The sequence below is a fragment of the Pseudomonadota bacterium genome (assembly GCA_008501635.1).
In the GTDB taxonomy this organism is placed as follows: Bacteria; Pseudomonadota; Gammaproteobacteria; order QQUJ01; family QQUJ01; genus QQUJ01.
The window spans coordinates 488,700-507,617 of the sequence record QQUJ01000010.1; the positions used below are offsets into that span (position 1 = coordinate 488,700).

The window sequence follows — 18,918 nt, forward strand, 5'->3', positions numbered from 1 at the left end:
GGCGTGACGCTATTCGACGTAATCGCTGTGCTGCTGACGCTCTCGGCGCTGTTCAGTTACATCAATCATTGCTATATCCGTCTGCCCGCCTCGATCGGGGTGATGCTGCTCGCGCTGCTGCTGTCACTCGGCCTGGTACTGGCCGGTCATTTCGGGTTGCCGCTGGATACCCATGCGGCGCGCTTGTTGAGCAGCATCGATTTCAATCAGGCCTTGCTCCATGGCATGTTGAGTTTTCTGCTCTTTGCCGGGGCGCTGCACGTCAATCTCAACGATCTTGCCAGTCAGAAATGGGTCATCACCCTGTTGGCCACCATCGGTCTTCTGGTGTCGACCTTTCTGGTCGGCACCCTGGCGTGGGTGCTCTTCGACGCCCTGGGGCTGACGCTGCCTCTCCTCTACTGCCTGCTGTTCGGCGCGCTGATTTCACCCACCGATCCGATCGCCGTGCTCGGCATCCTGAAAAAAGCGGGGGTGAGCAAGAGCCTTGAAACCAAGATTACCGGTGAGTCGCTCTTCAATGACGGAGTGGCGGTGGTGGTCTTTCTGGTGTTATTGGGCATCGTGCAGGGTGGAGACGAGATCGGGCCGACAGACGTGCTGCGCCTCTTTTTTCAGGAGGCGGTCGGCGGCGCGCTTTTGGGACTGGTGCTCGGCTGGCTGGTCTATCATCTGTTTGCCCGCGTCGATCAATACCAGGTGGAGGTTCTGCTCACCCTGTCTCTCGTTACCGGGGGCTATGCGTTGGCGAGTGCGCTGCACCTCTCGGGGCCCATTGCCATCGTCGTCGCGGGCCTGCTGATCGGCAATCAGGGACGGCGGTTCGCCATGTCGGCCACCACCGTGCAGCATCTCGATACCTTTTGGGAGCTGGTGGATGAGGTGCTCAACGCGGTGCTGTTTCTGCTGATCGGACTTGAACTCCTGGTGCTCACCTTCACCGGCGATTACCTGATCGCCGGCCTGGTGATGATTCCCCTGGTGCTCGCGGCGCGTCTGATCAGTGTGGCACTGCCGGTGATGCTGTTACGGCGAGTGCGGGCCTTCAGTCCGGGAGTGATACGGCTACTCACCTGGGGCGGGCTGCGCGGGGGTATCTCGGTGGCCTTGGCACTCTCACTACCGGCGGGCGAACCCCGCCAGCAGATTCTGGCGGTTACTTATGTGGTGGTGGTCTTCTCCATCGTCGTGCAGGGGTTGACCATCGGGCGCCTGGTGAAGCGAAGTAGTTGAGCAGCTTACTCAACAAATGATAATGATAATAATTCCTATTTACAAATAGTTTCAGGAACGTTATGCTCCTCACCACTGAAGCTCGTGCTGTCATGTGAAGGAGATCGTTCCCATGGGAACCCGCTTAGTTGGTCTTATTCTTGTTGCCGTCGCCCTGGCTGGCACCGTGGTCGTGCAGGCGGCTGAGGTCAACGTCTATTCGGCGCGCAAAGAGGCGCTCATCAAGCCGTTGCTCGACAGGTTCACCGAGCGGACCGGCGTGACGGTCAATCTGGTGACGGGCAACGCCGATGCCCTGCTCAAGCGCCTGGAGACCGAAGGCCGCAACAGCCCGGCCGATGTGCTGTTGACCGTGGACGCAGGCCGTCTGCACCGTGCCCGGGAGGCGGGTGTGCTGCAGGCCGTGAAAAGCGCCGAGTTGGAACGGTCGATTCCAGCGGCCTATCGCGATCCGAACGGCTACTGGTTTGGCTTATCGCTGCGCGCCCGCACCATCCTCTATGCAAAAGACAGGGTCGACCCCGCGGAACTCAAGAGTTACGAAGATCTCAGTGACCCGCGCTGGAAGAACCGCATCTGCATCCGCTCCTCCGACAACATCTACAACCAGTCGCTGGTAGCGGCGTTGATCGATATCCACGGTGAAGCCAAGGCGGAGCAGTGGGCTCGGGGGCTGGTGGCCAATATGGCCCGGCCACCCAAGGGGGGCGACCGCGATCAGATCAAGGCCGCGGCGGCAGGACAGTGCGATATCGCCATCGCCAACACCTACTATCTTGCCGGCATGCTGCGGGACGAGAAAGATGCTGATCAACGGAGAGCCGCGCAGAAAATGGGTGTCTTCTGGCCCAATCAGGCGGGCCGGGGTGTGCACGTCAATGTCAGTGGCGCCGGAATTACCGCTGCCGCGAAGAATCGCGATCAAGCCGTCAAACTGCTGGAGTTTCTCGCCAATGAGGATTCCCAGGCCTGGTATGCCCAGGTCAACAACGAGTACCCGGTGCGCCCGGGAATAGCAGTTAGCGAACTCCTTGCCTCCTGGGGCAGTTTCAAAGCCGATGATCTCAATCTCGCCGTGCTGGGCAAAAACAACGCCGCAGCGTTGCGCCTCATGGATCGTGCCGGCTGGAAATGAGGTCGGCTGCCGGAAGCGTTTTCTCGTCAAGCTTCCGCTTTGACGGGGGTGGCGGTCGCCGCCTCCGTCTTTTCCCGGCATGAATCGTATCGCCCTATCCGATCTTCACGGCGCATCGCGCAGCGCAGGTGCGCCGTATCTTCGCGACGGCTGGACACTGGCCACTGTCGCCATCGCTGCCGTGCTGGCATTGCCCATCGCGACGATCATCGCTTTTCTCTTTGTTCCGGCCGGCGATGTGTGGGATCACCTGCTGCATACCGTGCTTCAGGACTACGTCGTCAACTCCGTGGCGCTGATGCTGGGAGTGGCAATCGGTACCGGCGTCATTGGCGTCACCGGCGCCTGGCTGGTGACGATGTGCCGGTTCCCGGGCCGCCACGTTTTTGAGTGGGCGTTGCTCCTGCCATTGGCGATGCCCGCCTACATCATTGCCTACACCTATACCGGACTGTTCGATTTTGCCGGCCCGGTGCAGCAGACACTGCGTGTTTGGACGGGTTGGGGCTACGGCGACTACTGGTTTCCGGAGATCCGTACCCTCGGCGGTGCGATGGCGATGCTGACGCTGGTGCTCTATCCCTACGTCTATCTGCTGGCGCGCGCCGCCTTTCTCGAGCAGTCGGTACACGCGCTGGATGCGGCGCGCATGCTGGGCTGCGGACCCTGGCGCAGCTTTTTTCTGGTCGCGCTGCCGGCAGCGCGACCGGCGGTGATCGCCGGAATGACCCTGGCGCAGATGGAGACTCTGGCCGACTACGGCACGGTCCAGTATTTCGGTGTCAGCACGTTCACCACCGGTATCTTTCGTACCTGGTTTGGTCTCGGCAACAGCGCCGCAGCGGCACAGCTCTCGGCCCTGCTGATGTTCTTCGTCTTTGCGCTTATTCTGCTCGAACTGTGGGCGCGCCGTCGCCAGCGCTACCACCATACCGGCAGTCGCTCCCATCCACTGCCGAGGTATCACCTGGCGCCGGGGCGCGCGGCGCTGGCATTCGCGGCCTGTGCATTGCCGCTCGGACTTGGTTTCGTGCTGCCGTTCGGCCAGCTTCTGGTATGGACAATCAGAACGGCTGAGACCACCGTTGATCAGCAGTTCGTGGGGCTGGTGATCAACACGGTCTTGCTGGCCGCAACCGCTGCATTACTCGCCTTGGCAATCGCCCTGGTGATGGCCTACGGCAAGCGTTTGCGGGGCGGATTGGCGATTGCCAGCGCGGTGCGCCTGGCGGGCATGGGCTACGCCATTCCCGGCACGGTGATCGCGGTCGGTGTCCTGCTGCCCTTTGGATGGTTCGACAATACGCTCGACGGCTGGCTCCGCGCGCAGTTCGGGTTCTCCAGCGGGCTGCTGTTGAGCGGAACGCTGTTTGCGCTGCTCTTTGCCTACGTGGTGCGCTTCCTGTCCGTAGCGCTGCAGACGGTGGATTCCGGACTGGGCAAGGTGCGCCGCACCATGGACGAGACGGCGCGCACGCTGGGTTATCGCCCCGGCGAGGTGCTGCGCTTCGTGCACATGCCGATGATCCGCGGCAGTCTGCTCACGGCGGTGTTGCTGGTTTTCGTCGATGTCATGAAGGAGTTGCCTGCGACGCTGATTCTGCGTCCGTTCAATTTCAATACCCTGGCGGTGCGTGCCTTCGAGCTGGCCTCGGATGAGCGGTTGATGGAGTCATCCTCCGCGGCAGTGGCCATCGTGGCGGCCGGCATCGTACCCGTTATTCTGTTGAGTCATTCCATCGCCCGTTCGCGAAAACACGCTAGCTGAGCAAGTGGTCGCGGGCGATGATTGTGCTATAGTCCTGCCCTCAACCGGGGAGCTCAAAACAGCTCCTCGACCCTTGCGGGAGAGGGCCGGTCTCTGCACCGGCCGCCGAAGGCGCAACACGCCCGGAAACGCTCAGGCAAAAGGACCGTAAAGGCTCAGGTTGACTCTGGAGAGTGGCCGTCCCAAGGGCGACCCACCGACGGGGCTGGAAGCGATCGATGATCGGTTTCCTGAATCTCTCAGGTTTCTAGGACAGAGGGGCGGCGGTCTGCGGGGCAGGCCGCCGCCCTTTTGTTTTTTCCGATACCCGCTAGGGTTATCGAATAACTGATTTGAAGAGAGCTTCACGATGGGCAACCATACGCCGCTTTATCCCAATCATCTTGCAGCGGGCGGCAAGATCGTCGATTTCGCCGGTTGGGAGATGCCACTGCACTACGGGTCGCAGTTGGAGGAGCATCACCAGGTGCGTCGTGCAGCGGGCATGTTCGACGTCTCCCATATGACGGTGATCGATCTCAGCGGGGCGCGCACCCAGGCGTTCCTGCAGTACCTGCTGGCCAACGATGTGGCCAAGCTCAAAGATTCCGGTAAGGCGATCTACAGCTGCATGCTGCTCGAGTCGGGCGGCGTGATCGACGATCTGATCGTTTATTACTTTGATCCCGAAACCTACCGCATGGTCGTCAACGCCGCCACGCGCGACAAGGATCTGGCGTGGATCACTCGCCATGCCGCCGCGTTTGGCGTTACGGTGCAAGAACGCGATGACCTGGCGATGATCGCCGTGCAGGGTCCCCAGGCGCGCGATAAGGTGGGTCAGGTGATCGCCGCGGGGTTGCGCGATCCGATCGCCGCCCTGAAACCCTTCTTCGCCGAGGGCTCCGGAGATTGGCTGGTGGCGCGCACCGGCTACACGGGTGAAGATGGCTACGAGGTGATGGTGCCGGCGGCGGAGGCCGGCGGGTTTTGGGAATCGCTACGCCAAGCGGGCGTTGCGCCCTGCGGCCTGGGTGCACGCGATACCCTGCGCCTCGAAGCAGGTATGAACCTCTACGGCACCGATATGGATGAGAGCGTCAGCCCGTTGGAGTCGGGCCTGGGCTGGACCGTGGCCTGGGAGCCGACGAACCGTGATTTCATCGGTCGCCAGGCATTGGCACAGCAGAAAACGGCCGGTGGCCTGCGCCGGTTGGTCGGCCTGCTGCTGGAAGATCGCGGCGTGTTGCGCAATCACCTCAAGGTGCGGTTGGCGGACGGCAGCGCGGGCGAAATCACCAGCGGCGGCTTCTCGCCCAGCCTGGGGCGCGCCATCGCGCTGGCCCGTGTGCCGGCCACGATCGGTAGCGAATGCGAGGTCGAGGTGCGTGGCAAATGGTTGCGGGCACGGGTGGTAAAAGCGCCTTTCGTGCGCGGTGGCCAATCCTGCATCGACGGCCTGATGGTCACCTGAACCGCGACTCGAGGTTCCAACAGTTCGCTTAATCCGGCGGTGCTTACCGCCACCATAACGAAAGGGGAAACCTTCCATGAGTAATGTGCCAGCCGAGTTGAAGTACGCCAAGAGCCACGAATGGGTGCGTGACAATGGCGATGGAACCGTCACGGTGGGAATCAGCGATCACGCTCAGGAACAGCTCGGCGATCTGGTCTTCGTCGAGCTGCCGGAGATCGGTCGTGCGGTGAAGGCAGGCGAGGAGTGTGTGGTGATCGAGTCGGTCAAGGCCGCGGCGGATGTCTACAGCCCGCTGGCGGGCGAGGTGTGCGAGGTCAACGCCAATCTGGAGGGTGCCCCCGAACTGATCAATGGTGACGCGTATGGCGACGGCTGGATCTTTCGACTCACCGGAGTGGCCGCGGGTGATCTGGCCGGGCTGATGGATGCCGATGCGTATAGCGCTCAACTGGCCGCTGAAGAGTAATCCGCTTTAGGTGCGACGAGACCATGCCTTTCATCCCCCACACTGAAGACGACATCCGGCAGATGCTGGCGACCATCGGGGTCGATGACATCGCCGCACTGTTCGACGAGATTCCCGCCAATCTGCGTTGCCCACCCATCGATCGGGTGCCCCTGCGCCGCAGCGAATACGAAGTGGGCCGGTTGATGAGCGCGCGCGCTGCAAGTGACGGTCAACCACTCTGCTTCATCGGCGCCGGTGCCTACGATCACCACATTCCGGCGGCGGTGTGGGAGATCGTTATCCGTGGCGAGTTTTACTCGGCCTACACACCCTACCAGGCGGAGGCGAGTCAGGGCACGCTGCAGCTGCTCTACGAGTACCAGTCGATGATGACGGCGCTCACCGCCATGGATGCCTCCAACGCCTCGCTCTACGACGGCGCCTCGGCATTGGCGGAGGCGGTGCTGATGGCGGTGCGGGCCAACCGTAAATCGAAATCGAAGCGCATTCTGATACCGGGTACGGTCCACCCCGCGTACCGCGCCACGGTACGGGCAATCGTGGGTGCCCAGGGCATCGAACTGGTGGAGTTGCCGTTCGACGGTGCGACGGGGCGGACCGACGCTGCGGCCCTCGCCGCGCATGCGGGCGAGGACATCGCCGCAGTGGTGGTACCGCAGCCCAACTTCTTCGGCGTGTTGGAGGATGTGCACGGCCTGACGGGCTGGGCGCACGAACAGGGCGCCCTGGTCATCGCAGTGGTCAATCCCGTCTCCCTTGCGCTGCTGGCGCCGCCCGGGGAGTGGCAAGGCGGTGGCGCCGATATCGTCTGTGGCGAGGGACAGCCGCTGGGTATCCCGCTGGCTGGCGGCGGGCCCTACTTCGGGTTTCTGTGCTGCAAGCAGGAGCTGGTTCGGCAGATGCCAGGGCGCATCATCGGGCGTACGGTGGATGTTACCGGTAAACCCGGCTATACGCTGACGCTGCAGGCGCGCGAACAGCACATCAGGCGCTCGAAGGCGACATCGAACATCTGTACCAATCAAGGGTTGATGGTGACGGCGGCCACCATCCATATGGCGCTGCTCGGCCCACAGGGCCTGGAGGGTGTCGCTGCCGCCTGCCACGACACGACCCGGCGCTTGGTCGAGCGCCTGGTAACCATCCAGGGTGTCGAGCCGATCTTTTCCGGGGCCCGGTTCCATGAAGCCGCTTTGCGTCTGCCGAAACCGGCGGCTGGTGTTATCGAGGCGCTGGCGGATGCAGGAATCGCGGGTGGCTACGATCTTTCCCGCGACTACCCCGAGCTGGGTGATGCGCTGCTGGTGTGCGCCACCGAGCTGCGCACCGAGCAGGATATCGAGCGCTTTGCACACGAGCTCACAGCGGTGTTGTCGGCATGAGCGGGTGCTGTGTGGATCGGTGGCAACGACGCTGGATACCGGTAACCAAGCGATTGGTTTCACAGCGATCCCGAGGCTCGGAAGCTGCCTCCGGATCATTGGATGGGGTGTAAATCATGGCCACAGTGACCCGCCGGGGAGTACCCGTCAACACCAATGGCGAACTGCCGGCCGTCGGTACTACAGCGCCCGATTTTGTTCTGACGCGCGGCGATCTCAGCGACGTGTCGCTGGCTGATTTCGCCGGCAAAAAGAAGGTGCTCAGTATCGTGCCCAGCCTGGACACGCCGACGTGCATCGCCTCGACACACAGATTCAACGAGAAAGCGGCGGGTCTCGACAACGCCGTGGTGCTGGTGATCGCGGCTGATCTGCCCTTTGCCCAGACCCGCTTCTGCAGCGCCGAGGGAATCAATAACGTAGTGCCCCTGTCGCTGATGCGCTCGCGCAAATTTGCCAAGGATTATGGTGTGCTGATGGTCGATGGACCGCTGCAGGGCATCACGGCGCGTGCCGTGGTGGTGCTCGATGAGAACAATAAGATCGTCTACACCGAATTGGTCCCTGAAATCACCCAGGAACCCGACTACGATGCAGTGCTGGCCGCTCTCGCTAATTGACGGAACAAGGACCTATGCTGATCTACGAACAGTCGCAACCCGGTCGGAGCAGTCCGGCGCATACACCCCAAGGTGATTTCGATCTCTCCGCCATTCCGGCGGAACTGCGACGCACGCAGCGCGCAGCGCTGCCCGAGGTCTCGGAGATGGATGCGGTCCGCCACTACACGCGGCTATCGCAGAAGAACTTCTCCATCGATACCCATTTCTATCCGCTGGGTTCGTGCACCATGAAGTACAACCCCCGTGCCTCCAACAGCTTCGCCATGCTACCGGGATTTCTTGCGCGCCACCCGTTGGCGGCCGAGTCGTTGGGCCAGGGTTTGATGGCGTGCCTCCATGACCTGCAGGAGATACTCAAAGAGGTCACGGGCATGCGCGGCGTATCGCTCACCCCTGCGGCCGGTGCTCAGGGCGAATTTGCCGGTGTCGCGATGATCCGCGCCTACCACCACTCGCGGGGCGACACCCGGCGTACCGAGATGCTGGTGCCCGACGCCGCCCACGGGACCAACCCGGCCACCGCCGTGATGTGCGGTTATACGGTGCGCGAGATCCCTACCGACACCGAGGGTGATGTGGATATCGAGGCGCTGAAGGCGGCGGTTGGACCGCAAACCGCGGGAATCATGCTCACCAATCCGTCGACCCTGGGCGTGTTCGAGCGGCGCATCGAGCAGATCGCCAAGATCGTCCACGGGGCGGGTGGCCTGTTGTACTACGACGGCGCCAACCTCAACGCCATCCTCGGCAAGGTCCGCCCCGGCGATATGGGCTTCGATGTCATTCACCTGAATCTGCACAAGACCTTCTCCACGCCCCACGGCGGCGGTGGACCGGGCGCGGGCCCGGTGGGTGTGAGCGAGCGGCTGCTGCCGTATCTGCCGATCCCGATCGTCGCCAGAGAGGGTGATCGCTACCGCTGGTTGAGCAATGCGGACCGCCCGCAGAGCATTGGCCGCCTGTCGGCGTTCATGGGAAATGTGGGCGTGCAGATGCGCGCCTATATCTACGCCCTGCTGGTGGGTCGCGAGGGCATGGAACGGGTGGCCGATTTCTCGACACTCAATGCCAACTACCTGATGGCGCGGTTGCGTGCGGCGGGATTTGATCTGGGCTTTCCGCGTCGCCGGGCGGCTCATGAGTTCATCGTCACCCTGAAAAGACCGGCCAAGGAGCTGGGCGCGACAGCCATGGATTTTGCCAAGCGCCTCCTCGACTACGGTCAGCATGCCCCGACCACCTACTTCCCCCTGTTGGTGCCGGAATGTCTGCTGATCGAGCCCACTGAAACGGAATCGAAACAGACCTTGGATATCTTCGTCGACGCCATGGTGTCGATACTCGACGAGGCCCGTAACCAGCCCGAGATGATGAAATCAGCCCCCCACACCCAGCCGGTGCGCCGACTCGACGATGTGCGCGCCGCGCGTGAGCTGGATCTCGCCTGGCGCCCTGCGCAGAAGCAGAGCGCCTGAACGGTGGCCTCGCGGGGCAACACCGGCCTCAAGCGCATCTGGCTCGCAACCGGCTATTCCCTGGCCGGTCTGCGCGCTGCTATCGCCCACGAGGCGGCCTTTCGCCAGGAATTGCTGCTGGTGGTGCTGCTCGTACCACTTGCGCTGTGGCTTGGTGAGGGCGGGACCGAATGGGCGTTGATGCTCGGCAGTCTGATGCTGGTGCTGATCGTCGAAATTCTCAATTCCGGTATCGAAGCCGCCATCGATCGTTTTGGTGAGGAACACCATCCGATCTCGGGACGCGCCAAGGATCTGGGTTCGGCGGCGGTGATGCTCTCGCTGGCCAACGTCGGGGTGATTTGGGGATTGGTCCTGTTTTTCTGAGGTGACGTACTGCCGATCACCCGCGACTCGGTGTCGTTCTGCGCCGAAACCGGCAACAGCCGGGCAGGGGCGCCCCCCCTTGAATTAAAAAAGGGGCGAGGGCTCTGGCCATCGCCCCTTTCCAGGGTGTGTCGTCAGGTACCGGGTGTAACGTTCAAACCGGGCAAGACATGTCCTGGCCGCAGCACATCGGCGATTTCACCTTGCCGTGACCATCGGGGCATTCGGAAATATGCACGGTTTTGCCATCGGCCGTGGCGAGTGTGCTGTGCCGGAGCTCTTTGCCGCATTTGCCGCATGTCATCGTGCCGATGCTCATACCGCATTTTTCGCAGGTGTAGGCTGCCATGATGGTTTCTCCTCGCTGTGTTTTCATGATGAAAGTCAATTTCATGAAAGTATAGATAACTAATTTTCAGTCTCCAACTTTATTGAGCCGTGTTGGTTTAAACCCGGTCTATGGAGCGGCACGTTTTGTTCGGCAGGCATCGCTATCCGGCGCGGACCCTCCTAAAATGAAGTCACCGAAATATCGGGTTGGTTCGGGCGGGACCCTGGCAAAACGGGTAGAACATCGAGGGGAGGAACGGTATGGCTGACCCCGCTACGCGCGATTACTGTCTACGGCACCCACGGCAGATCATCAGGATCTTCGGTTTGGGTGTCTATCTGCGGATGATGCTCGATTCGCGCAAGAGCCTGCTCGAGGCGGTCTCCGAGGCCCAGGCCCGGCATGGGATCGCACTGCCCGGGCAACCGGGCAATGCCTACCGTATCGCGTCGGTCATCGAGTTTCGCGTAGCGCGAATCTACGGATTGCTGGCGCAGCGTTTTACCGCTACACCAGCGCTCCATGAGTTCTACCGTGAATTGCAGGCCGAGGAGGAGGAGCATGGACGGCTGATGCTGCTTTGTATGTACACGGCGACCAATGCACCCCTCCTCGGCTACATTCCGACGCTGCGCGATCACGATATCCGGCAGACGCTCCGCGAACTGCGCTCCATTCAGGCCAAAGCCCCGCAGTTGACGCTCGATGAGGCACTCGCGGTCACCGAGGAGTTGGAGATGAGCGAGATCAATACCATCTTCGAAAAGTTACTGGCCCAGACACAGCATCCGGCCACGTATTTCTTTCGTGAGCTCATGGGATCGGCGGAGGGGCACGCAGAAAGTGTGCCGCGGCGGATCCGGGAATTGCGGGCATCGTTGGGGCTCGCCGGCAATTAGACTATCACCCTCCCTCCCGTTACCATGACCCCCCTTTGGTCTCCAGTTTGAAGAAGGGCGAACCATGTCGGCGCTGATCTGCGGGTCTATCGCTTACGACACCATCATGGTGTTTCAGGATCAATTCAAGAACCATATCATTCCCGACAAGGTACACATCCTTAACGTTTCGTTCCTGGTGCCCGAGATGCGCCGCGAGTTTGGCGGTTGTGCGGGCAATATCGCTTACAACTTGCAACTCCTGGGCGAGAGAGCGTTGCCCATGGCGACTGTGGGGCGGGATTTCGGACCCTATGCCGAGTGGATGAACCAATGCGGCATCGCTACCGATCACATCAAAGTGATAGAGGGTGCCTACACCGCGCAGGCCTACATCACGACCGATCTCGATGCCAATCAGATCACCGCCTTCCATCCGGGTGCCATGCAGGAGTCGCATGCCAACCAAGTGGCTGTGGGGGGCGACGTGACGATCGGGATGGTTTCACCCGATGGACGCCAGGGCATGCTGGATCACGCCGAGCAGTTTGCGGCGTCGGGCATTCCCTTTATTTTCGATCCCGGGCAGGGGATGCCGCTCTTCAGTGGCGAGGAGTTGTTGCGATTTGTCGATCTGGCCAGCTGGGTGGCGGTAAACGATTACGAGTGCGAATTGTTGCAGGAGCGCACCAATCATTCGCTGAAAGACCTCGCCAATCGTGTCGAGGCGATGATCGTGACCCGTGGGGGCGAAGGGTCCCAGATCAACGCCGCAGGCCGTCAGATCGACATTCCCCCGGTGATGAGCGCCGCTGCCGTGGATCCGACCGGCTGTGGAGACGCCTATCGCGCGGGGCTGCTGTTTGGCCTGATGAACCAACTCGATTGGGAGGCGACCGGACGCATCGCCTCGCTGTTGGGTACGATCAAGGTGGAACACCACGGCACCCAGAATCACCATTTCACTCGCGACGAATTTTTCGATCGCTTCGAAAAAGCCTACGGATTTCGCCCGGCGTAGTAATCGGTCGCGCATGATCAGCGAGCGAAATTTTCTCCGCTGCATTACCGTTACGGTCGTCGTCCGACTGATTCTCGCCTTCGCCTTGCCCGTGACGGGTGACGAGGCTTATTTTTTTCTTTGGGCCAGGCATCTCGATTACGGTTACTACGATCACCCACCGATGGTGGCGTGGTGGCTCGCTGCGTTGCTCAAACTGAGCAGCGCGGAGTTTGTATTGCGCTTGCCCGCCGTTGTTGTCCCGCTGTTGCTGGGGTATGGGATTTATCGTTTTCTCGAACCCTACAATAATGAACAGGCGCGATGGGTCACACTGCTGTTCCTGTTCACGCCGGTCTATCTGGTGCTGCCGATTACCACCACCGATACGCCGTTGCTGCTCTTCGTGTTCTTGTCGGTTTTTGCTTTGACACAAGCATGGGTGCACGAGCGTGGCTGGCGCTATTTGTTGTCGGGACTTCTGCTCGGGTTGGCATTTCTCGCCAAGTACTTTGCCGTGCTGTTGGGTATCGCTTATCTTGCCGCCTTCGTTCTCACAGCCGATGGGCGTCGTCGCTGGCGCGGTTTGGTGCTTTTGACCCTGGGTGTCCTTCCGGCCGCATTGCTCAATACGGTGTGGAACTATTTCAACTGCTGGGACAATATCCTTTTCAATCTCTTCAATCGCAACACCGAAAGCGCGTTCTCGTGGGACAAGCCGGCGTTGTTCCTGCTGGTACAGCTGTATCTGTTGACACCGGTATTGCTCTACTACGCGGCTCGCAACGCGCGGTGGTTGACGTGGCGCGCCGGCCAAGGGGAATTCGTGATACCTGCTTTTGCGGCGCTGGTGCCGCTGGGGCTGCTGTTTCTTGTCTCTCTGCGGCGTGAGGTGGGATTGCATTGGGTGCTTGCCTTCTACCCGTTTCTCTATCTGTTGCTCGGTGCCGGATTGAAGCGCAAGCAGCTGCAACGTGCCACCGCCTTTATGATCATATTTGGGTTGTTGCACGCGGTCGTGCTGGTTGCTTTGTCGGTGGTGCCGGTTACGGTTTGGCGTGCTGCCAAGGCGTACCCCGAGATCGTCTTTCTATTGCACACAGAGGAGGTGGCCCAGGCGCTCGATGCCATCGATGACAAGAGCGCACTCTTCACCACCAGTTACACGCCTGCGGCCATGTTGACCCATCGGATCGATCGTCCTGTGGGTGTGTTCGGAGTTGGCTCTCGTTACGCGCGGCAGGATGATATGCTTACCGACTTTCGAAAGTTGAACGGAAAAGATGCGATGATTCTGGCGTCGTCGCAGGATGCATTGACCCGGTACACGGTCTATTTCGACCGCGTTGAGAGGCGCACGATCGAGCTGCGCGGTGCGACGTTCGCCGTAATGGTGGGCCGCGGTTTCGATTATGCGCGCTATCGACAGGGCGTGTTGAGCGAGATTCGCGATCGCTACTACCAGATACCTGATTGGCTGCCCGTTGGCGGCTGTGGATTTCTCGAAGCCTATTTCCCCGAACACCGGGAGACGATGAACTGAGATGGGTGTGCTGCGCAAATCGATTGCCGGATGGGGGCGCTATCCGGTGCAGACCTGCGAACTGCAACGCCCCGAATCGCCTGCCGGTTTGCACAACGATGATGCGCCGCGAATCGCTCGCGGTCTGGGGCGCAGCTATGGTGACGCCGCGCTCAACGACGAGGGTCGCGTGCTGCTCACCGAGCGTCTCAATCGCCTGCTGAGTTTCGATGCAAACAAAGGATTATTGCGCGCTGAGTCCGGTACAACCCTGGCCGAGATCCTGCGTCTCTTCGTGCCGCGCGGATGGTTTCCCGTTGTAGTACCGGGGACACGGCACGTCACGCTCGGGGGTTGCGTGGCAGCCGATGTGCACGGGAAGAATCATCATCGGGATGGGGCTTTCTCACAACACCTCACCGATCTGCAGTTGGTCACGGCCGCGGGCAGGCGCCTGCGGTGCTCGCCTACCCGCGAGAAAGAGGCTTTCTGGGCGACGGTGGGAGGTATGGGATTGACCGGAGTCATTGCCGAGGTGGGTATCCGCATGCGACCGATCGACAGCGCCTATCTGGTGGCCGAGCACCAACCCACCGCTGACCTCGATCAGACCCTCGCCTACCTCGATGACAACAGCTTCGACGATGAGTACACCGTCGCCTGGCTCGATGGATTGGCCACCGGTGCTTCGCTGGGCCGTGGCGTCTTCATGCGCGGCCACCATGCCGCGGTGTCGGAGCTGCCGGCGCGGCTGCGCGATCAACCGTTGGCGATATCAGATCGCGGGACGCGGCGGGTACCGATGAATCTTCCCAGCGGACTGCTTCATCCGGCCCTGTTGCGGATCTTCAACAGCATTTATTACCAACGGCAGGGGGCGCGTCGACAGCCCTTCGTGGTCGATTACAGCCGATTTTTCCATCCGCTCGATGCGCTCGACGATTGGAACCGGCTCTACGGTAAACGCGGCTTTCTTCAGTATCAGTGCGCGGTGCCGGCCGCTGGCGGTGTCGAGGTGTTGAGAGAGATCCTGCGGCGTCTGGCAGAGGCGGGGTACGGCTCGTTTCTGGCGGTGCTCAAGAAATTCGGCGCAGCGAGCAAAGGGATGCTCTCCTTTCCCGTGCCGGGCTACACGTTGGCAGTGGATATTCCGCGCCGCGGCGAGACGTTATTGGCGCTGCTCGACGAACTGGATGATCGGGTCGCGGGGTGTGGTGGCCGTGTTTACCTCGCCAAGGATGCGCGCCTCAGTCCCGTAGCGTTTCGCAGGATGTATCCGCGCTTTGCTGAATGGCACGCGATCAAGCAGCGCCTCGACCCGCATCAGCGTTTCAGTTCCAGTCTGTCGCGGCGGTTGCGCCTGGAGGCGGGGCCATGAGTGGCGCGGTGCTGGTGTTGGGTGCGACTTCGGCCATCGCGCGGGGTTGTGCCGCCGCTTTTGCCGCGCGCGGTCACGCGCTCTATCTCGCCGGACGCAACGGTGAGGAGCTGAAGCGCCTGGCGGCCGATTTGCAGATCCGCTACGGGGTGCGCGTAGAAACCGGCCGGCTTGACGCGCTGGCCGTCAAAGCGCATGGGAAGTTTATTGATCAGGTGATCGCTGTGATGGGTGACCTGACGGGGGTTGTGTCGGCCCTGGGTGATTTGGGAGACCCGGACCACGATGCACGCGATCCGCTCGCGGTCGTACACGCCATCGACGTTAATTTTACCGGTGTCGCGTCACTGCTTACGCATTGTTCGAACTATCTGGAGCAACAGGGTCGAGGTTTCATCATTGGCATTACCTCGGTTGCGGGTGATCGTGGACGCCAGAGCAATTATCCCTATGGTGCGGCCAAAGGCGGATTGAGTCTGTTCCTGCAGGGGTTGCGAAATCGTCTTTACGCCAGCGGCGTGCGCGTGGTCACCATTAAACCGGGGTTCGTGGATACAGCGATGACTTATGGAATGCCGGGGCTCTTCCTGGTGGCCGATCCGCAGGTGGTGGGGAGACGCATCGCGCGCGCAGTGGAGGGGCGCGCCGATGTGTTCTATGTGCCCTGGTTCTGGCGCTATATTCTGCTGATCATACGCGCCATTCCGGAAGCACTGTTCAAGCGCCTGAAGCTCTGATCATGACAGCACGCACGCGACCGATAGTGGCGGCCTTTGATTTTGATGGCACGGTAACGAGCAGTGATTCGCTGTTTCCGTTTCTTCGGTTTGCCGCCGGGCCGAGCCGCTTTCTGATCAAGATGACTGCATCGCTACCCGTGCTCGCTGGCTATGCCGTCGGTGCAACACCCAACGATATCGCCAAGGAGCGCGTTTTGCAGCGCTTTTTCGCCGGGGTGCCCATCGCGACGCTCAATATTATCGGCGTAAAATTTGCGCGCGAGCGGCTGCCTCAGCTGGTACGTCCGGAGGCGTTACGGCGGCTGCAATGGCATCGCGAACAGGGTCATCGCTGTATCCTGATCAGCGCATCATTGCAGCTCTACCTCCAGCCGTGGGCCAGTACTGTCGGATTCGACGACGTCATTGGCACTGAATTGGAACTGCGCGCAGGTCAGGTCGCTACTGGATGTTTCGCGCAGGGTAATTGCCACGGTGCGGAAAAGGTGCGGCGTCTTGAGCAATTGCTGGGTTTGCGCGATGGCTATTATCTCTATGCCTATGGCGATAGTCGGGGGGATAGAGAACTTCTGGCAACGGCGGATACGGCCTACTATCGGACGATGCCTGCCCCCGGCGAGGGAGCGCCGAGTTGATTGCACTCCGAGACCTGCTGTTGACGCTGCGCCCGCACCAGTGGGTCAAGAACGGCTTTGTGCTGATGGGCTTGTTGTTCGGTCATGCCTGGAACGATCCAACCAGTGTCCGTCACATCCTGGGCGCTTTCGCAGCATTCTGCCTGGTATCGAGTGCGGTCTATGTTTTCAATGACCTGATTGATCGCGATCGCGATCGCCGTCATCCGGAGAAACGCAATCGCCCGATAGCCGCCGGCCGCATTGCGATGCCGACAGCCCTCGGATTGGGCTGCCTGGTTGGGTTGACGGGATTGGCGCTGGCCGCATGGGCGGGTACCGGCGTGTTGATCATCGTCGTCAGTTACATGGTGATGAACGCGGTGTACAGCGTGCGGTTGAAGCATGTGGTGATACTCGATGTCTTCATCATTTCGGCAGGGTTCATGTTGCGCATCCTGGCGGGTACGTGGGGCGTCGGCATTCCTCCCTCTCACTGGCTGCTCTTCTGCGGCATGATGGTTACGCTGTTTCTCGGTTTCGCCAAGCGTCGCGCCGAGATGGGTGCGGTGGGCGAAGGCGATCAAGCGTATCACCGTGCCGTGTTGGCGCAGTACACACCGCTGTTGCTGGACACCTTTATCGCTGTCACTGCCATGGGTGTGATCATCAGTTACAGCCTCTACACCATGAGCCCGGAGACCATCACCGTGCATGGTACCGATAACCTGATTTTTACGGTGCCCTTCATCGTCTATGGCCTGTTTCGCTATGTCTTTCTGCTCCACGCTTCCGGCAGCGGTGGGGATCCCTCACGCGATCTGTTTCGGGATCTACACCTGTTGGGGGCTGTTATTGGTTGGCTGGGCGTAACGCTATGGATGCTGGTCTAGGGCCTGGGTACCCGCATCGTGTTCACAGACCCTAGAATGCCGCTGATCAGTGGCTGGCAACGGCGGACGCTCACGATCTCCATTTTCCTCAGTATCGGGGGGTACGGGCTCTTCACCCTGTGGGGCGGTTGGGGCGATGTCGCAGAGGCGTTGAAGCGCATCGACCTTCCCGATGTTGCAGTATTGCTCGGCCTCTCGCTGGTCAATTACGCGCTGCGTTTTCAACGCTGGCACGGGTATCTGCAGCGCTTGCAGCACGCAGTACCCTGGGGTTTCAGCCTGCACGCCTATCTCACCGGTTTTGCACTGACAACGACACCGGGCAAAGCAGGGGAGGCGCTGCGCGGTGTGTTCCTCAAGCCACGCGGTGTTCCCTATACAGTCAGTGTCGGTGCTTTGTTTGCCGAGCGGTTCGCTGATCTGATTACCGTTGTTCTGCTCTGTCTTCCGGGGCTTTGGTTCTACCCTCCGGCGCAACCTCTGGTCATCGTTGCGTTGCTGGTGTTGCCGGCCGTGCTCTGGGTGCTGCAGCAGGAGCCGTGGCTGGACCGGTTCGAACAGCGCGTCGCGAGGCGGGAACCGGGGCGAGTGGTGACGCTGCTCCAACATTTCCTCCACACACTGCGTCATTCCAGCCGGCTCCTTGCATTAGGGCCTATGACGAGCGCTCTCTTGTTGGGTGCGGTCGCCTGGGGTGCCGAAGCGCTGGCGTTTCATTATCTACTCCAGCAGATGGGTTTACCGGTTCCCCTGCCGATCGCTTTCTTCATCTACGCTTTCTCCATGCTGGTGGGGGCATTGAGTTTTCTGCCGGGAGGGCTAGGCAGTGCCGAGGTCACCATGGCGTTGCTGCTGGTTCTGAATGGTGCGACGCCAGCGGAGGCGGCCACCGCGACGTTGATCATCAGACTGGCGACGCTCTGGTTTGCGGTGGTGATCGGGCTGGGGGCTCTGTTACGTCCGCCGCGGTATTGACAGTGTTGTTTGGGGCAGTCGCAGCGTGCTCGGGGAAACGTTGCCTGTGCCGTTATCCCAGGCAGGCTGTGATAAAAAAACTCCGTGTGATGAATGCCGGACAGGTCCAGTGTGATCCATCGGAGGAGCAGTAATGGGTTTTTGGCAACCGCGCGCTGGAGACCGAAACCGCCCGGTTGCGGGATCGGAATCATCTGCTCAAGGAGGAAAACGAAGCGCTGGAAGATCAGGTGCGGGCCTTGCGCGAAGAACTTGAAAGGGTGACCTTGGCCGGCGGGCGAGAACAGCAACCGAATGACCTGATGACTTTTCAGAATGAGAACGTCAAAGGAGGAATCGCGGATAGTCAGGCGAATCTCACCGAATCGGTGGGTGTTGCCAAAGCTGCTCTCAATACAGCCGGCTCGGCTACCGAAAAATTTAGAACCTACCTCAAAAAACCACGCGTGCTTTCAATCAGCAGTTGTCGGTGATGGCTGATCGGGTGTTTGTGAGTCTGGCAAAAATCGATCATGTCATGCGGAAAGTCGACACTTGTCTTTCAGTCAACAAGCGCACCCCGGTTTTCGATTTCGTGGATCATCATAACTGCCGTCTCGGACAGTGGTACCACGTAGGCGGGGGCCGGCAATTCCTCTCCAGCGCGCGCAGCCACTCTGCGTTGGAGGCCCCCACGCCGC

The 18,918-nt window shown here is 60.9% G+C and carries 19 protein-coding genes and 1 riboswitch; of the genes, 18 read left to right on the forward strand and 1 reads right to left on the reverse strand.

Going from position 1 to position 18,918, the window contains the following annotated elements:
- Nucleotides 1-3: 3 nt before the first annotated feature.
- The 9 genes from DWQ09_04745 (at nucleotide 4) to DWQ09_04785 (ending at nucleotide 9,907) form a co-directional block, all read left to right on the forward strand.
- Nucleotides 4-1,233 (forward strand): sodium:proton antiporter, encoded by a 1,230-nt coding sequence (locus DWQ09_04745; protein ID KAA3629550.1) that lies wholly within the window; start codon nucleotides 4-6, stop codon nucleotides 1,231-1,233.
- 112 nt (nucleotides 1,234-1,345) lie between these two features.
- The gene (locus DWQ09_04750; GenBank protein KAA3629551.1) at nucleotides 1,346-2,368 is read left to right on the forward strand and encodes an iron ABC transporter substrate-binding protein; all 1,023 of its coding nucleotides are present in this window, start codon (nucleotides 1,346-1,348) and stop codon (nucleotides 2,366-2,368) included.
- 79 nt (nucleotides 2,369-2,447) lie between these two features.
- Nucleotides 2,448-4,136, forward strand: a complete 1,689-nt coding sequence (locus tag DWQ09_04755) for an iron ABC transporter permease (protein KAA3629552.1) — start codon at nucleotides 2,448-2,450, stop codon at nucleotides 4,134-4,136.
- Nucleotides 4,137-4,202: 66 nt separating this feature from the next.
- Nucleotides 4,203-4,294, forward strand: a riboswitch (glycine riboswitch).
- Between the two features lie 191 nt (nucleotides 4,295-4,485).
- Nucleotides 4,486-5,589 (forward strand): glycine cleavage system aminomethyltransferase GcvT, encoded by a 1,104-nt coding sequence (gene gcvT, locus DWQ09_04760; GenBank protein KAA3629553.1) that lies wholly within the window; start codon nucleotides 4,486-4,488, stop codon nucleotides 5,587-5,589.
- Nucleotides 5,590-5,665: 76 nt separating this feature from the next.
- Nucleotides 5,666-6,058, forward strand: a complete 393-nt coding sequence (gcvH, locus tag DWQ09_04765; GenBank protein KAA3629554.1) for a glycine cleavage system protein GcvH — start codon at nucleotides 5,666-5,668, stop codon at nucleotides 6,056-6,058.
- 23 nt (nucleotides 6,059-6,081) lie between these two features.
- Entirely contained in the window at nucleotides 6,082-7,443 is a 1,362-nt protein-coding gene (locus DWQ09_04770) for an aminomethyl-transferring glycine dehydrogenase subunit GcvPA (protein ID KAA3629555.1), read from the forward strand.
- Between the two features lie 116 nt (nucleotides 7,444-7,559).
- Nucleotides 7,560-8,063, forward strand: coding sequence for a thiol peroxidase (locus DWQ09_04775; GenBank protein KAA3629556.1), 504 nt, complete (start codon nucleotides 7,560-7,562; stop codon nucleotides 8,061-8,063).
- Nucleotides 8,064-8,077: 14 nt separating this feature from the next.
- A complete protein-coding gene (locus tag DWQ09_04780) occupies nucleotides 8,078-9,541 on the forward strand; it encodes a glycine dehydrogenase subunit 2 (GenBank protein KAA3629557.1) in 1,464 nt (487 codons plus the stop codon).
- Nucleotides 9,542-9,544: 3 nt separating this feature from the next.
- The gene (locus DWQ09_04785) at nucleotides 9,545-9,907 is read left to right on the forward strand and encodes a diacylglycerol kinase (GenBank protein ID KAA3629558.1); all 363 of its coding nucleotides are present in this window, start codon (nucleotides 9,545-9,547) and stop codon (nucleotides 9,905-9,907) included.
- Between the two features lie 154 nt (nucleotides 9,908-10,061).
- Here the strand turns inward: DWQ09_04785 and DWQ09_04790 are convergent, their stop codons facing one another.
- A complete protein-coding gene (locus DWQ09_04790; protein KAA3629858.1) occupies nucleotides 10,062-10,256 on the reverse strand; it encodes a hypothetical protein in 195 nt (64 codons plus the stop codon).
- Nucleotides 10,257-10,498: 242 nt separating this feature from the next.
- Here DWQ09_04790 and DWQ09_04795 point away from each other — a divergent pair, with 242 nt between their 5' ends.
- The 9 genes from DWQ09_04795 (at nucleotide 10,499) to DWQ09_04835 (ending at nucleotide 18,711) form a co-directional block, all read left to right on the forward strand.
- Complete coding sequence (locus DWQ09_04795; protein ID KAA3629559.1) at nucleotides 10,499-11,137, forward strand: hypothetical protein; 639 nt, start codon at nucleotides 10,499-10,501, stop codon at nucleotides 11,135-11,137.
- A 64-nt stretch (nucleotides 11,138-11,201) separates the two neighbouring features.
- On the forward strand, nucleotides 11,202-12,137 hold the full coding sequence (locus tag DWQ09_04800; GenBank protein KAA3629560.1) for a carbohydrate kinase family protein: 936 nt from the start codon (nucleotides 11,202-11,204) through the stop codon (nucleotides 12,135-12,137).
- A gap of 13 nt (nucleotides 12,138-12,150) precedes the next feature.
- Nucleotides 12,151-13,659, forward strand: coding sequence for a hypothetical protein (locus DWQ09_04805; GenBank protein ID KAA3629561.1), 1,509 nt, complete (start codon nucleotides 12,151-12,153; stop codon nucleotides 13,657-13,659).
- 1 nt (nucleotide 13,660) lies between these two features.
- On the forward strand, nucleotides 13,661-15,016 hold the full coding sequence (locus DWQ09_04810; protein KAA3629562.1) for an FAD-binding oxidoreductase: 1,356 nt from the start codon (nucleotides 13,661-13,663) through the stop codon (nucleotides 15,014-15,016).
- Nucleotides 15,013-15,753 (forward strand): short-chain dehydrogenase, encoded by a 741-nt coding sequence (locus DWQ09_04815; protein ID KAA3629563.1) that lies wholly within the window; start codon nucleotides 15,013-15,015, stop codon nucleotides 15,751-15,753. Before DWQ09_04810 ends, DWQ09_04815 begins: the two co-directional genes overlap by 4 nt.
- Nucleotides 15,754-15,755: 2 nt before the next feature.
- Nucleotides 15,756-16,391, forward strand: coding sequence for an HAD family hydrolase (locus tag DWQ09_04820; protein KAA3629564.1), 636 nt, complete (start codon nucleotides 15,756-15,758; stop codon nucleotides 16,389-16,391).
- Nucleotides 16,388-17,263: a decaprenyl-phosphate phosphoribosyltransferase gene (locus DWQ09_04825; GenBank protein ID KAA3629565.1), complete on the forward strand. Its 876-nt coding sequence runs from the start codon at nucleotides 16,388-16,390 to the stop codon at nucleotides 17,261-17,263. Before DWQ09_04820 ends, DWQ09_04825 begins: the two co-directional genes overlap by 4 nt.
- Before the next feature lie 36 nt (nucleotides 17,264-17,299).
- Nucleotides 17,300-18,238, forward strand: coding sequence for a UPF0104 family protein (locus DWQ09_04830; GenBank protein ID KAA3629566.1), 939 nt, complete (start codon nucleotides 17,300-17,302; stop codon nucleotides 18,236-18,238).
- 176 nt (nucleotides 18,239-18,414) lie between these two features.
- Nucleotides 18,415-18,711, forward strand: coding sequence for a hypothetical protein (locus DWQ09_04835; protein KAA3629567.1), 297 nt, complete (start codon nucleotides 18,415-18,417; stop codon nucleotides 18,709-18,711).
- The last annotated feature ends 207 nt before the right edge of the window (nucleotides 18,712-18,918 follow it).